Source organism: Kaistia sp. SLG-1, assembly GCF_059699055.1.
In genome coordinates this window covers 4,004,754-4,016,936 of sequence record NZ_AP048544.1, presented here as the reverse complement: position 1 = coordinate 4,016,936, position 12,183 = coordinate 4,004,754, and the positions used below count along the sequence as shown (strand labels likewise).

Here is a 12,183-nt window from a genome sequence, read left to right as displayed (position 1 = left end):
GGTTTTGACCCTCCCTCAAGGGGAGGGTTCAAGCGGGGGCTGGTCGGATAACGCAGGTGGCGCTATCCCGGCCAAGCGCCCCCATCTGCGGCGGGAAATCAATCCTTGGTGCTGAGCGCCCAGGAGGCGTGGGTGACGCCCGTGAGCCGTTCGATGCGGCGGGCGACCGCGTCCATCTCGCTTGCCTTCACCGATGTGCTGACCAGCGTCACGACGATCTCGGCGAGGTTCTCGCCGCGCTCGACCACCTCGATGTCGCCGGCCGGGTAGTGCGCCTTTTCCAGCATGTCGGCCACGACGGTCCGCAGTCGCGGCAGATCGGTGTCGCGCACCGTCACCGTCACCTCATAGGTCGCTTCTGACGCTTCTTCGTCGAGCGGGATGCGGTTGATGGCATTGACGAGCGGCCTGAGCAACGTGTTGCCGGCGATGACGAACACGGTGACCAGCGCCGCATGCGCGATCATGTCGGCGCCCGCGCAGGCGCCGATCGCCGCCGCGCACCAGAGCGTCGCCGCCGTGTTGAGGCCGCGGACGTTCATGCCTTCGCGCATGATCGCGCCGGCGCCGAGGAAGCCGACGCCCGACACCACATAGGAGATGACGCGCGTCGCCTCGACCGGTCCGGTGATCGCCATGGCGAGGTCGACGAAGGCGGCGGCGCCGACCGCGACAAGCACGTTGGTCCGAAGGCCCGCCGTGCGCTGGCGATACTGGCGTTCGGCGCCGACCAGCGTTCCGAAGATGAAGGCGGCGGTCAGGCTGACGACGGTGTCGAGGAAGGGCCAGAACTGGAAAGTCTCGATGAAGCGCAATTTCGGCCCTGATCGAAGAGGGGAAGAATCAAACGAATCATCTTAGCCGGCGCGTATGCACGGCGCATGACGACGCCCATGCCCGCCGCGACAAAAGGCTGGCTGGCCAGTCCAGCCCCGAGCGTGACAATGCCGGGGAATCAGGAAGCCGGCATGGCGCTCATCGACGACTATCTTCCCGCCTATCAGTTCAGCGAACGCCATTCCCGCCCGATCGCGGCCGCGCCGGAGCGCGTCATGACGGCCGTCGCGGCCTATCGACCGGACAATGACCGCTTCTTCGCTGCGATGATCGGCCTGCGCGAGTTGCCAATGCGGCTGTCGGCCCGATTCTCCGGCCGTCCGGCGACGCTCTCCGCGCCGTTCGGATTGGCAAACTTCACCCGGCTCGCCGAGCGGCCCGCGAGCGAGATCGTGTATGGCCTGGTCGGCCGGTTCTGGCGCCGGGATTTCGGGCTGGTGGCGATCCCGGACGGCGCGGCGTTCCGCGCCTTCCACGAGCCCGGCGTGGCTAAGTTGGTCGTGGGCTTCGCCGCCAAAAGGACCGAGGCCGGCACGCTTCTCGCCACCGAGACGCGGGTCCATTGCCCCGATCACGCGGCGCTCCGCCGTTTCGCGCCCTACTGGTATCTGATCCGCCCGGTCAGCGGCCTGATCCGGCAGCGGATGCTTGCCGCGGTCCAGCGCGCCTGCGAGCGGCCCGATCCGGGGCAGGACTGACGCGCGTCTAGTCCTTGTCCTTTGGCGCGACGAGCACGAAGCCGCGCGTGCGGCCGCCATTAGCGTCGTCGGGGGTGTTCATCGCGGCGAAGAGGTCGGCGCTAGTGACCCAGACGGGCGGATATTTGTAGCGGGCGACGTCGAGAATCAGGAAGCGGTCGCTGTCGGCGTCATAGGCGGCGAGCGGCGAGATGTGGCCGCCGACCTCCTGCCGGATCGACTTGCGCAGATAATTGACGACGACGAAATGGCCTGATTTCGCGAGATAGTCGCGCGCCGTCTCGCGGAAGGCGTCGAGGCTGGTATCGCCGGCATGCTGGACCGTCACGTCGACCGGCTGCGTCGTCAGAACGCCGCCGAGTTCGTCGAGCGTCATGCCCTGCTTGAGGATCGTCTCGCGCGCCACGATCGCGTCCGTGCGCTCGTCGAGCAGATTGTCCTGCGTGAAGACGTGGTAGGGCTCGTATCCCGGGGCGGCCGGGGCGGGGACGCCGGCAGCGTTCAGCACCATGACCATCGAGGCGACGCCGCAATAGGCCTGGTTCTTCTGGGTGACGAACTGGTCGGCGAGCGAGAAATAGGCCTCGCGCGCCTCGGCGCCGACCAGCAGCGCCTCGCCTTCCTCCGTCGCGGCACCGATCAAATTGCTGGGCAGCGGCAGCGTCTCGGCGCTAGCGCCCGAGATTGCGACCAGCACGAAAAACACGATCCGGAAGGGGGAGACGATCATCGCGGCGCTCCTGGCGGGACGTGGACCGGCGGAAACGCCGAGGCGGCCGTGGCCCGGCATCGCTCCCGGCTATGAGACTGGAATGGCGGCGCCGAGCGGCGTCGATCCAAGGATGGGTCCTTCCCGGCGGCTATTTCTTCTTCATCTTCATGGCGGTCTCGCACGCCATTTTGCCGTCCGTCATCTTCATGTCGTTCGCCATGTACATCTTGCCGTCGGAGCCCATCATCATCATGACGCAGCTGTCCATCGGCTTGGCATCCTTCATCATGGCGTCCGTCATCATCTTGTCGGTATGCGCCATCCGGCCCATGTGGCCGTCCGGCATCATCATGACGGTCTCGCCCTTCTTCATCATCATGGCGTCGGCGGCGAAAGCGGGGCTGGCGGCGACCGTTGCCAAGCCGACAACCGCCATGACCATGGACCATGCGCGCATATTTTCCTCCCACATTGGCGATAGCCGTCATTCTTCGGCGGCACGTCAGTGTAGAACCACATGCTGTGTGCAAGCATAAACTGAGTATCACTTCGCCGTGTCATGCCCGGCATCGGATTGTGATTTCAGGGGTGACTCAAGCGGGGCGGGCGCCTCGCCTAGGGCCTTTCGAGGCCGGCTCGGTGAAGGCGGCGTGACGCTTCGGGTGCCGTCGCGGATCGTTGGTGCGCGCGCCGCTGAAACGGCCATGCGCTGCCCACAAATTCATCAGCCCACCGGAGATGCTTCGAAATTGCCGCTAATTTCGTCGCTGATCTCAAGAGGATGAGCGCAATGCAAAATCGTATTTGACTGAGGCCCGAATTAAATCATACGAAGTGGTGCTGAGTGTCGTTCGGCTCGGTAGGGCGGGATTGGTGGACGATGGCAACCGCAGGGTTGCATGGCATTGTGATCGTAGGCTCGTGGAGGCGAAGCCGCCTGGATCGGCGGCTTGGGCGACACGCGTGAACAGACGTCGTACTAATTGGGAGAAGACGAATGAAGTTGTTCAAGTCCGCGCTTGCGGCGGTTACCGTCAGCATGCTGGCCCTCGCGCCGGCAGCGCACGCGGAAGACAAGGGCCTTGTCGGCGTTCTGATGCCGACGAAGACGATTCAGCGCTGGATCAATGACGGCGCCGACGTCAAGTCGCAGCTCGAGGCCAAGGGCTACACGGTCGACCTGCAGTATGCGCAGGACAATATCCCGAACCAGCTCAGCCAGCTCGAGAACGTGATCACCAAGGGCCCGAAGGCCCTGATCGTCGCCTCGATCGACGGCACGACGCTGACCGACGCGCTGCAGAAGGCTGCTGACGCCGGTGTCGTCGTCATCGCCTATGACCGTCTGATCAAGAAGACCCCGAATGTCGACTACTACACGACCTTCGACAATTACGGCGTCGGCGTGATCCAGGCGAATTCGCTGATCGAGGGCCTGAAGGCGCGCTTCCCGGACACCAAGCCGTGGAACGTCGAGCTGTTCGGCGGTTCGCCGGACGACAACAACGCCTACTTCTTCTATGACGGCGCCCTGTCGGTCCTGCAGCCGCTGATCGATGACGGCACGATCAAGATCAAGTCGGGCCAGACCGGCATGGACAAGGTCGGCACGATGACCTGGCTCGCCGCCACCGCCCAGGCCCGCATGGACAACCTCCTGTCGGCCAACTACGCGGACGGCTCGCGCGTCGATGGCGTTCTCGCGCCGAATGACGGCCTGGCCCGCGGCATCATCGCGTCGCTGCGCGGCGTCGGCTACGGCACCGGCGATCAGCCCTGGCCGATCGTGACCGGCCAGGACGCCGAGACCGCTTCGGTCAAGGCGATCATCGGCGGCGAGCAGTACTCGACGGTGTTCAAGGACACCCGCGAGCTCGCCAAGACGACCGTCGACCTGCTCGACACGGTCCTCTCAGGCGGCAAGCCGGAGAACCTCGACACCAAGACCTACAACAACGACGTCAAGGTCGTCCCGTCGATCCTGCTGAAGCCGCACGCGGTGGACAAGGGGAACTACGAGGCGCTCGTCGTCGAGTCCGGCTACATCAAGGCCGACGAACTCAAGTAATCACGACATAGAGGAGAGGGCCTCGCTTCGGCGGGGCCCTTTCTTGTAAGGCCGGCCAGGGGCTAGTGTCTCCCGGCCCATATGCCCTTTCCGGAGCGGCTCTGCATGACTTCCTATATTCTCGAGATGCGCGACATCACCAAGACCTTTCCCGGGGTCAAGGCGCTGTCGAACGTCAATCTCAAAGTCGAGGAAGGCGAAATTCACGCCATCTGCGGCGAGAATGGCGCCGGCAAGTCGACTCTGATGAAAGTCCTTTCCGGCGTTTATCCGAACGGCGATTACGAAGGCCAGATCATCTATCGCGGTAACGAATGCCACTTCCGGGGCATTCATGACAGCGAGGAGAAGGGCATCGTCATCATCCACCAGGAACTGGCCCTGGTCCCGATGCTGTCGATCACCGAAAACATCTTTCTCGGAAACGAAAACGCGAAGTTCGGCGTGATCGACTGGACCGCGAATGAAGAGCGGACCCGCAACCTGCTGAAGAAGGTGGGGCTCAGCGAAGATCCGAATACGCTGATCACCAATATCGGCACCGGCAAGCAGCAATTGGTGGAGATCGCCAAGGCGCTGAGCAAGGAAGTCGAGCTGCTGATCCTCGACGAGCCGACGGCCTCTCTTTCGGAGAAGGACAGCCAGGCGCTCCTCGATCTGCTGCTCGAGTTCAAGCGCGAGGGCATCACCTCGATCATCATTTCGCACAAGCTGAACGAGATCAACCGCGTCGCCGACCATGTCACGGTCATTCGCGACGGGCGCACGATCGAGACGCTCGATCGCAGCCAGATCAGCGAGGACCGGATCATCACCTCGATGGTGGGTCGCTCGCTCGAAGACCGCTACCCGCCGCGCGACCCGAAGATCGGCGAGGTCCTGTTCGAGGTGAAGAACTGGTCGGTCTATCATCCGCTGCATGCGGAACGTCAGGTCATCAAGAACATCGACCTGAATGTCCGCAAGGGCGAGGTCGTCGGCATCGCCGGCTTGATGGGCGCCGGGCGCACCGAATTCGCCATGAGCCTGTTCGGGCGCAGCTATGGCCGCAAGATCACCGGCGAGGTCGAGCTGCACGGCAAGCCGATCGATCTCTCGACGGTCGACAAGGCGGTCAAGCGCGGCCTGGCCTATGTCACGGAAGATCGCAAGGTCTACGGCCTCAACCTGATCGAGGACATCAAGAACAACATCACGATCGCCAATCTGAAGGGCGTGTCGGGCTACGGCGTCATCAACGACCTGAAGGAACTGGATGTCGCCAACGAATATCGCAGCAAGACGAATATTCGCTCGCCCAGCGTCTATCAGAAGACCGGAAATCTCTCGGGTGGCAACCAGCAGAAGGTGGTGCTGAGCAAATGGCTCTTCGCCAACCCGGAAGTGCTGATCCTCGACGAGCCGACGCGCGGCATCGACGTCGGCGCCAAATACGAGATCTACACGATCATTGCCCGGCTGGCGGCCGAGGGCAAGGCGATCATCGTGATCTCTTCCGAAATGCCTGAGCTCCTCGGCATCACCGACCGCATCTACGTCATGAACGAAGGCGCAATCGTCGGCGAGATGGCGGCAAGCGAGGCCAGCCAGGAGAAGATCATGCGCGCCATCGTGCGCGGAGAAGGAAGAATTGCATCATGACTGACACCGTTCCCACACAGTCGGGCGTTGCCCAGGACGTGCCGAGCGCGCCACGCGTTCCCGTCTCGTCATTCACGTCCAATCTCCGGGAATACGGACTCCTCCTGGCGCTGATCGCCATCATGGTGTTCTTCCAGCTGACGACGGGCACCCTGTTCAAGCCGGTCAACCTCAGCAATCTCGTGCAGCAGAACAGCTTCATCATCGTGATGGCACTCGGCATGCTGCTGGTCATCGTCTCCGGCCATATCGACCTTTCCGTCGGCTCGGTCGCGGGCTTCGTCGGCGCGCTCGCGGCGATGATGATGGTGATCTGGCCGCTCGGCGGGTTCCTCGGCAATCCGCTGGTCGTGGCGATCGTCTGCCTGATCGTCGGCGGCGCCATCGGCGCGGCGCAGGGCTACTGGATCGCCTATCACCGGATCCCGAGCTTCATCGTCACGCTCGGCGGCATGCTGGTGTTCCGCGGCCTCTGCCAGGGCCTGCTCGGCGGCGGCTCCTCGGTCGGCCCGCTTCCCGATTCCTTCAAGGCGCTGAGCTCGGGTTTCATTCCGGAAGTGCTCGGCACCTGGGTTCTCGTCCCGCCGACGGTCAACGCGGCCGGCAAGACGGTTTTCGGCAGCGGCATCACGCTCAACATGACCACGGTCGTGCTCGGCATCATCGCGGTTCTGGCTTATGCGATCTCGGGCCTGCGCTCGCGCCGGACGCGCGAGAAGCATGGCTATGAGGCCGAGCCCTTCGTGCTCTTCGTCGTCAAGACGGTCGTCATCTCGGCGCTCGCCCTGTTCTTCGTCTACCAGTTCGCGGTTTATCGCGGCTTCCCGATCGTGCTCGTGGTGATGGGCATCCTCGTCGCGATCTTCTTCTTCATCACGCGGCACACGACCATCGGCCGTCGCGTCTACGCGATGGGCGGCAACATCAAGGCGGCGCAGCTCTCCGGCATCAAGACCGAGCGGCTGACGCTCCTCGTCTTCATCAACATGGGCGTGCTGTCGGCGCTCGGCGGCCTGATCATCGCGGCCCGCCTCGGCCAGGCCGTGCCGGCCGCCGGCCTCGGCAGCGAGCTCGATGTCATCGCGGCGGTGTTCATCGGCGGCGCGTCGGCCATGGGCGGCGTTGGCCAGGTGATCAGCACCGTCGTCGGCGGCTTCATCATGGGCGTGATGAACAACGGCATGTCGATCATGGGCGTCAACGTCGACTGGCAGCAGGTCGTGAAGGGCCTCGTCCTGCTCGGCGCCGTGGTCTTCGACGTCTACAACAAGAACAAGAGCTGACGGCTTTCCAGCCGCGGCAGAAATGAAGAAGCCCCCTGCTCGGCCGAGCGGGGGGCTTTTTTGTTGGGTGGGCTGCGGGACGCTGGGGGCCTCCGTTCTCCCTCAGGAGGCCAACACCATCATCAACATGCTGAGGAGGCCCGAAGGGCCGTCTCGAAGCACGCAGAGCGGTTCAACTGTTGCCCCAAGGCGGTGCGTCCTTCGAGACGGCTTGCTACCGCAAGCCTCCTCAGGATGATGGGGATCGGGGACTGCATGACTGCCGGCATTGTACGAAAATCTCCCCCCCCCCTTCGGGAGAGGGAAAGCAAGAGCCCTGGACTCACCCCTTCAGATAGGCCTTGAACTTGTCGCCAAAATCCTTGTGCCAGCGCGACAGCGGCGGGCGGTTTTCGACTATGTCGCCGGCGGCCCAGAGGATGCGCTTCTCGTCGGTGGCGCGGTCGACGTCGTTGTCGGGGCAGAGGATGTAGAAATCGCCGCGCTCGAGCGAGGCGAGCATGAAGTCGACCGTCTCTTCCGGCGTCCAGGCGCCGGCCGGCTTCTCGGTGCGCTCGCCTTTGGTCAGGTGCGTCCAGACGAAGCCGGGGATCAGCAGATGCGCGGTGATCTTCGCGCCCTCGATATTGCGCAGTTCGTGCGCCAGCGCCTCGGTCGCGACCTTCACGCCGGCCTTGGAGACGTTGTAGCCGGCATCGCCCGGCGGCGTGGTGATGCCCTGCTTGGAGCCGGTATTGATGACGAGGCCGGGCTCGGTGCCATCAAGCATTTCCGGCACGAAGACCTGCATGCCGTTGACGACGCCGAAGAGGTTGGTGCCGATGACGCGCTGCCAATTGTCGAGCGAGCCGAGGACGGGACCGGCGCCGTCGGTGCCGGCATTGTTCATCAGCACGTTGACCTTGCCGAAGCGTTCGTAGACGGCGTCCTTCAGCTTCTCGACATCCTCGCGGCTGGCGACGTTGGCGCGAACGGCCAGCACATCGGGGCCGAGCGAGGCCGCCGCCGCGTCGAGCGCGTCCTGGCGATAATCGGCGATGGCGACCTTCAGCCCCAGCGCCTGAAACTTCCTCGCGGCGGCGAGGCCGATGCCGGAGGCGCCGCCCGTGATGACGGCGACATGGTTTTCGGCAAGCGCGGGATGGGTCATGGCGGAGCGTCCGGTCTTGGTGGCGGAAGCGCGAGGCTAAGGCGCGCCGCCCCGGATTGTCCAGCCGCTAGGAAGATCTCGACGAGATGGTGCCGGTGAGCGCGGCGCGCTCCAGCCGGCGGCGGATCTCGTCCTGCTTGTCGCGGATCATGCCGGGAATGAGGAAGGCGTCGATCAGCACCCAGATGAAGCCGATGACGATGAAATAGCAGAGGATCTGCAGGATCGCGCTGCCGGGACGGCCGAGATAGAAGCGATGCGCCGAGACGAACCAGAGGAAGATCCAGAGCAGATAGGCGGTCGCCGTGCTCGGGCTCTCATTGGCCACGCGCATCTCGATCAGCATCTTCTCTTCGGTCGTCAGCGACATGGTCCCGGTCCCCTTGTGTTGCCGGGACCCTAGCGGAACCCAGCGGAAAGGGAAGCCGGCTTCTCGCCGGGCCTGGTCCTTTCCGGCGACAAATCGCTTCTTGACGGCGGCGATGGCGCGGGCAGAGTGCGCGCCGCCATCCCCAGCCAAGGTCCCCCCATGCCGAACCTGCTCTCGCCAGCGATTGCGCCGGTCATTCTGCTCGTCATCTCCAACGTCTTCATGACGTCGGCGTGGTACTGGCACCTGAAGTATCCGAACACCCTGCTGGTCAAGGTGATCCTGATCAGCTGGTTCATCGCGCTGTTCGAGTATTGCCTGGCGGTGCCGGCGAACCGGATCGGCCACGGCGTCTATTCGGCGGCGCAGCTGAAGACGATGCAGGAGGTGATCACCCTCGTCGTCTTCGCGCTGTTCTCATGGCTCTATCTGAAGGAGCCGCTCGGCTGGAACCACCTGGTCGGCTTCGCGATGATCGCCGGCGGCGCGGCCTTCATTTTTCACAAGTTTTGAGTGGGGCCGCCAGCCAGAACTGCTCGATCTCGAAGCTGTCGTCGTGATGGCGGCGGCGTTCGCCGGCGGCCTGCGGCCGCCGGACATGCACGCGCTGCGACGAGAGGGCAGGGCGGTTGCGCATGCTCAGCCGTCCACGTCGGCCTGGACGACCGGCACGAGCGGGCCGAGCAGAATGTCGCCGTGGGTCGCCCCATGCGTCGCCTGCTGTTCCGGGGCCGGCGTTTCGGCGGGGCGGCCGCTGAATTCGTGCACGGACACGATGGCGACGAGCGCGGCGGCGTAGGCAGCCATCCAGATATAGAAGGCGCCGCGCGTCGCGGTTTCGCGGCGGGGCCGTGCCGGCCTGGTGCTCTTCTGCGTGCTCATCATCGTATCCCGTCGATCTATCTGCGGTCTTCCCCGTCCCACGCCACCATAAAGACCCTCGACTGCGGCGATGGTCCGGATGGATTGTGGCTCTGCACGACAGATATCATGTCGAAATTGAGAAGTTTGCCTTACGGTTAATCCTTCATGAATCCCGGCTTGTTAGGCCTCCCCGGCGATCCTGTCTGTGACCGGGGTCACGTTACGTCAGGTCTCCAGTCGAGCGGAACGTGCCGCGGCCGCGCCGCGACCCGCGCCAGCCAGTCCCGGATCGCCGGATAACGGCCGAGATCATAGTCCGCTTCCTCGGCGACATGCGTATAGGCATAGAGCGCGATATCGGCGATCGAGAAGGTCTCGCCGGCGAAGAAGGCGTGCTTGTTGAGCCAGTCCTCCATCACCGACAGCACATGGTTGCCCTTCCGCTGCCATTCGTCGATCCGGTGCGCCATCGTCTCGCGGCCGCCCGGGATGTAGGTGAGCCAGTTGCGCGCGACGGCGATGACGGGCTCGTGGCTGTATTGCTCGAAGAACAGCCACTGATAGCAGAGCGCCCGGTCGTAGCGGTCGGCGGGGATCAGCGCGCTTCCCTCGGCGAGGTGCAGGAGGATCGCGTTCGATTCGGCGAGCGGCCTTCCGTCCGGCAGCACCAGCAGCGGCACCTGGGCATTCGGATTGATCGCCAGGAATTCCGGGCTCGTCGTCTGGCCGTCGCCCTTCACGAAGTCGACGATCCGGAACTGAAGGTCGAGTTCATGCATGGCGAGGCGCGCCTTGTAGCAATTGCCCGAGAACTGCATCGAATAGAGCGTGTAGAGAGCCGTCATGATGATTCCCTGTTGCCGCTCGCCAAGGCTAGTCGCGGCGATGCCGCTCCGTCCAATTCCAATTCGTGCTCGAAGGCTCAGCGAAATCGATGAGTCCGGGCGTTGATCGACCGACATTTCCATGCAGAAATGTCGAGCCCATTGAGGAGAGCACTATGTCGATCAACCGTTTCCGGCGCGGACTTGTCCTGCTCGGCGCCCTGGCTGTTCTGGCCACCCCGTTCGTCGGACCGCTGGCCGCATCGACGGCGCAGGCCGCCGACGTCACCGTCTTCGCCGCCGCCAGCCTGAAGAATGCGCTCGACGGCGCCGCGGCCGCCTACAAGGAGAAGACCGGCAAGGAGCTCGCCATCAGCTATGCCGGCTCGTCGCAGCTCGCCAAGCAGATCGAATCCGGCGCGCCGGCCGACATCTTCTTCTCCGCCGATCTCGACTGGATGGACTATCTCGCCAAGAAGGACCTGATCGACGCCTCGTCGCGCGTCACCCTGCTCGGCAATACGCTGGTGCTGGTGGCGCCGAAGGACGCGACCGTCGACCTGACCATCGCCAAGGATTTTCCGATCGCCGCCGCCCTCGGCTCTGACGGCAAGCTCGCCATGGCCAGCATCGATTCCGTGCCGGCCGGCAAATACGGCAAGGCGGCGCTGACGGCGCTCGGCGTCTGGGACGCGGTCCAGCCGCATGTCGCGCAGGCGGACAATGTCCGTGGCGCGCTCGCCTTCGTCGCCAAGGGCGAGGCCCCGCTCGGCATCGTCTACGGCACCGACGCCCATGCCGAGGCCGGCGTCAAGGTCGTCGGGACCTTCCCGGAGGACAGCCATCCCCCGATCGTCTACCCTGTCGCCCGCATCGCCGCGTCGAACAATGCCGACGCGAAGGCGTTTCTCGAATGGCTGATCTCGCCGGAGGCTCGCCCGAGCTTCGAGGGGCAGGGGTTCACCATTCTCGCAAAATAGGGATAGCCAGAATGAAGCTCAGTGCGCGCAACCAGCTCGAAGGCACGATCACGGCCGTCGAGAAGGGCCAGACGACGGCCCGGGTGAAGATCGACATTGGCCACGGCCACATCATCACCTCGTCGATCACCAATAAGGCGGTCGACGACCTCGCGCTCAAGGTGGGCGACAAGGCGACGGCGGTGATCAAGGCCTCCGACGTCATGATCGGCAAGTAGTCCTTGGCTGAGCCCGGCCTCCTGAAGCCGCTGCGCGGCGCTCTTCTCGCGCTGGCCGTCCTGGCCGGCGCGGGATCCCCGCTGCATGCGGAGGAGGCGGCCGTGCTCGACGGCGCCGTCCGTCAGAGCCTCGTCCTTTCGGAGGCGACGCTCCGCTCCGTGCCGGCGACAGCCATCGATGTCGATTTCGAAACCGGCAAGGGCCGCGAGACCGGTCACTATACCGGCGCGCTGCTCTGGTCGCTGATCGAGAAGGCGGGGCTGGTGAACGAGCCCGGCAAGAACACGGCGCTCCGCCATACGCTGCTCGTTACCGGCCGCGACGGCTATGCCGTTTCGCTGTCGATCGGCGAGCTGGACCCGCATTATGCCGGCAAGGCGGCGCTGCTCGCCTATGCGGGCGGCGAACCGCCCCTGTCACCGTCCCGCTTGCGGCTTCTGGTGCCCGGCGACGCCCATGGCGGCCGCAGCGTCCGCGACGTCGTCCGCATCGAGGTGAAATGATCCGTTTCCTCCGCGCCCTGGCCCGGGCGGCCAG

16 protein-coding genes are annotated in these 12,183 nt (G+C 64.5%); 8 read left to right on the top strand and 8 right to left on the bottom strand.

Features of this window, described 5'->3' with window-relative positions; all coding sequences use genetic code 11:
* Positions 1 to 98: 98 nt before the first annotated feature.
* Positions 99 to 815, bottom strand: a complete 717-nt coding sequence (locus AC6HZP_RS18560; protein WP_497524042.1) for an MgtC/SapB family protein — start codon at positions 813 to 815, stop codon at positions 99 to 101.
* Between the two features lie 153 nt (positions 816 to 968).
* On the opposite strand from AC6HZP_RS18560, the gene AC6HZP_RS18555 reads away from it, so the two are divergent.
* The gene (locus AC6HZP_RS18555) at positions 969 to 1,535 is read left to right on the top strand and encodes a hypothetical protein (RefSeq protein WP_497524041.1); all 567 of its coding nucleotides are present in this window, start codon (positions 969 to 971) and stop codon (positions 1,533 to 1,535) included.
* Between the two features lie 7 nt (positions 1,536 to 1,542).
* On the opposite strand, the gene AC6HZP_RS18550 is transcribed toward AC6HZP_RS18555, so the two are convergent.
* The gene (locus tag AC6HZP_RS18550) at positions 1,543 to 2,265 is read right to left on the bottom strand and encodes a phytochelatin synthase family protein (protein WP_497524040.1); all 723 of its coding nucleotides are present in this window, start codon (positions 2,263 to 2,265) and stop codon (positions 1,543 to 1,545) included.
* Between the two features lie 130 nt (positions 2,266 to 2,395).
* Entirely contained in the window at positions 2,396 to 2,704 is a 309-nt protein-coding gene (locus tag AC6HZP_RS18545) for a hypothetical protein (protein WP_497524039.1), read from the bottom strand.
* Positions 2,705 to 3,244: 540 nt separating this feature from the next.
* Here AC6HZP_RS18545 and chvE point away from each other — a divergent pair.
* From chvE to mmsB, 3 genes are all read left to right on the top strand, one after another.
* A complete protein-coding gene (gene chvE / locus AC6HZP_RS18540; protein WP_201400485.1) occupies positions 3,245 to 4,315 on the top strand; it encodes a multiple monosaccharide ABC transporter substrate-binding protein in 1,071 nt (356 codons plus the stop codon).
* Positions 4,316 to 4,420: 105 nt separating this feature from the next.
* Positions 4,421 to 5,956, top strand: coding sequence for a multiple monosaccharide ABC transporter ATP-binding protein (mmsA, locus tag AC6HZP_RS18535; protein ID WP_497524038.1), 1,536 nt, complete (start codon positions 4,421 to 4,423; stop codon positions 5,954 to 5,956).
* Positions 5,950 to 7,239, top strand: a complete 1,290-nt coding sequence (gene mmsB, locus AC6HZP_RS18530) for a multiple monosaccharide ABC transporter permease (protein WP_244669997.1) — start codon at positions 5,950 to 5,952, stop codon at positions 7,237 to 7,239. Before mmsA ends, mmsB begins: the two co-directional genes overlap by 7 nt.
* A gap of 322 nt (positions 7,240 to 7,561) precedes the next feature.
* Here mmsB and AC6HZP_RS18525 read toward each other — a convergent pair whose 3' ends face one another.
* Positions 7,562 to 8,389, bottom strand: a complete 828-nt coding sequence (locus AC6HZP_RS18525) for an SDR family NAD(P)-dependent oxidoreductase (RefSeq protein WP_497524037.1) — start codon at positions 8,387 to 8,389, stop codon at positions 7,562 to 7,564.
* A 67-nt stretch (positions 8,390 to 8,456) separates the two neighbouring features.
* A complete protein-coding gene (locus tag AC6HZP_RS18520; RefSeq protein ID WP_497524036.1) occupies positions 8,457 to 8,759 on the bottom strand; it encodes a TM2 domain-containing protein in 303 nt (100 codons plus the stop codon).
* 159 nt (positions 8,760 to 8,918) lie between these two features.
* Between AC6HZP_RS18520 and AC6HZP_RS18515 the strand changes: the two genes are divergently transcribed.
* A complete protein-coding gene (locus tag AC6HZP_RS18515) occupies positions 8,919 to 9,272 on the top strand; it encodes a DMT family protein (protein ID WP_201400480.1) in 354 nt (117 codons plus the stop codon).
* Here AC6HZP_RS18515 and AC6HZP_RS18510 read toward each other — a convergent pair.
* The 3 genes from AC6HZP_RS18510 to AC6HZP_RS18500 form a co-directional block, all read right to left on the bottom strand.
* A complete protein-coding gene (locus AC6HZP_RS18510; RefSeq protein ID WP_497524035.1) occupies positions 9,253 to 9,396 on the bottom strand; it encodes a hypothetical protein in 144 nt (47 codons plus the stop codon). The genes AC6HZP_RS18515 and AC6HZP_RS18510 overlap by 20 nt on opposite strands.
* A gap of 2 nt (positions 9,397 to 9,398) precedes the next feature.
* Positions 9,399 to 9,641: a hypothetical protein gene (locus AC6HZP_RS18505; protein WP_497524034.1), complete on the bottom strand. Its 243-nt coding sequence runs from the start codon at positions 9,639 to 9,641 to the stop codon at positions 9,399 to 9,401.
* 197 nt (positions 9,642 to 9,838) lie between these two features.
* Positions 9,839 to 10,468, bottom strand: coding sequence for a glutathione S-transferase family protein (locus tag AC6HZP_RS18500; protein ID WP_497524033.1), 630 nt, complete (start codon positions 10,466 to 10,468; stop codon positions 9,839 to 9,841).
* A 155-nt stretch (positions 10,469 to 10,623) separates the two neighbouring features.
* Between AC6HZP_RS18500 and modA the strand changes: the two genes are divergently transcribed.
* From modA to AC6HZP_RS18485, 3 genes are read left to right on the top strand one after another with little or no spacing between them, the layout of a single operon-like run.
* Complete coding sequence (gene modA / locus AC6HZP_RS18495; RefSeq protein WP_201400476.1) at positions 10,624 to 11,427, top strand: molybdate ABC transporter substrate-binding protein; 804 nt, start codon at positions 10,624 to 10,626, stop codon at positions 11,425 to 11,427.
* 11 nt (positions 11,428 to 11,438) lie between these two features.
* Complete coding sequence (locus AC6HZP_RS18490; protein WP_497524032.1) at positions 11,439 to 11,645, top strand: TOBE domain-containing protein; 207 nt, start codon at positions 11,439 to 11,441, stop codon at positions 11,643 to 11,645.
* A 3-nt stretch (positions 11,646 to 11,648) separates the two neighbouring features.
* Positions 11,649 to 12,149: a hypothetical protein gene (locus AC6HZP_RS18485; RefSeq protein ID WP_497524031.1), complete on the top strand. Its 501-nt coding sequence runs from the start codon at positions 11,649 to 11,651 to the stop codon at positions 12,147 to 12,149.
* Positions 12,150 to 12,183: the final 34 nt, after the last annotated feature.

Excerpts from the sequence above, each read along its gene's own strand:
- AC6HZP_RS18555 (WP_497524041.1), top strand. The coding sequence starts at position 969 with ATGGCGCTCATCGACGACTATCTTCCCGCCTATCAGTTCAGCGAACGC.
- AC6HZP_RS18550 (WP_497524040.1), bottom strand. The coding sequence starts at position 2,265 with ATGATCGTCTCCCCCTTCCGGATCGTGTTTTTCGTGCTGGTCGCAATC.
- AC6HZP_RS18545 (WP_497524039.1), bottom strand. The coding sequence starts at position 2,704 with ATGCGCGCATGGTCCATGGTCATGGCGGTTGTCGGCTTGGCAACGGTC.
- chvE (WP_201400485.1), top strand. The coding sequence starts at position 3,245 with ATGAAGTTGTTCAAGTCCGCGCTTGCGGCGGTTACCGTCAGCATGCTG.
- mmsA (WP_497524038.1), top strand. The coding sequence starts at position 4,421 with ATGACTTCCTATATTCTCGAGATGCGCGACATCACCAAGACCTTTCCC.
- AC6HZP_RS18525 (WP_497524037.1), bottom strand. The coding sequence starts at position 8,389 with ATGACCCATCCCGCGCTTGCCGAAAACCATGTCGCCGTCATCACGGGC.
- AC6HZP_RS18520 (WP_497524036.1), bottom strand. The coding sequence starts at position 8,759 with ATGTCGCTGACGACCGAAGAGAAGATGCTGATCGAGATGCGCGTGGCC.
- AC6HZP_RS18515 (WP_201400480.1), top strand. The coding sequence starts at position 8,919 with ATGCCGAACCTGCTCTCGCCAGCGATTGCGCCGGTCATTCTGCTCGTC.
- AC6HZP_RS18510 (WP_497524035.1), bottom strand. The coding sequence starts at position 9,396 with ATGCGCAACCGCCCTGCCCTCTCGTCGCAGCGCGTGCATGTCCGGCGG.
- AC6HZP_RS18505 (WP_497524034.1), bottom strand. The coding sequence starts at position 9,641 with ATGAGCACGCAGAAGAGCACCAGGCCGGCACGGCCCCGCCGCGAAACC.
- AC6HZP_RS18500 (WP_497524033.1), bottom strand. The coding sequence starts at position 10,468 with ATGACGGCTCTCTACACGCTCTATTCGATGCAGTTCTCGGGCAATTGC.
- modA (WP_201400476.1), top strand. The coding sequence starts at position 10,624 with ATGTCGATCAACCGTTTCCGGCGCGGACTTGTCCTGCTCGGCGCCCTG.
- AC6HZP_RS18490 (WP_497524032.1), top strand. The coding sequence starts at position 11,439 with ATGAAGCTCAGTGCGCGCAACCAGCTCGAAGGCACGATCACGGCCGTC.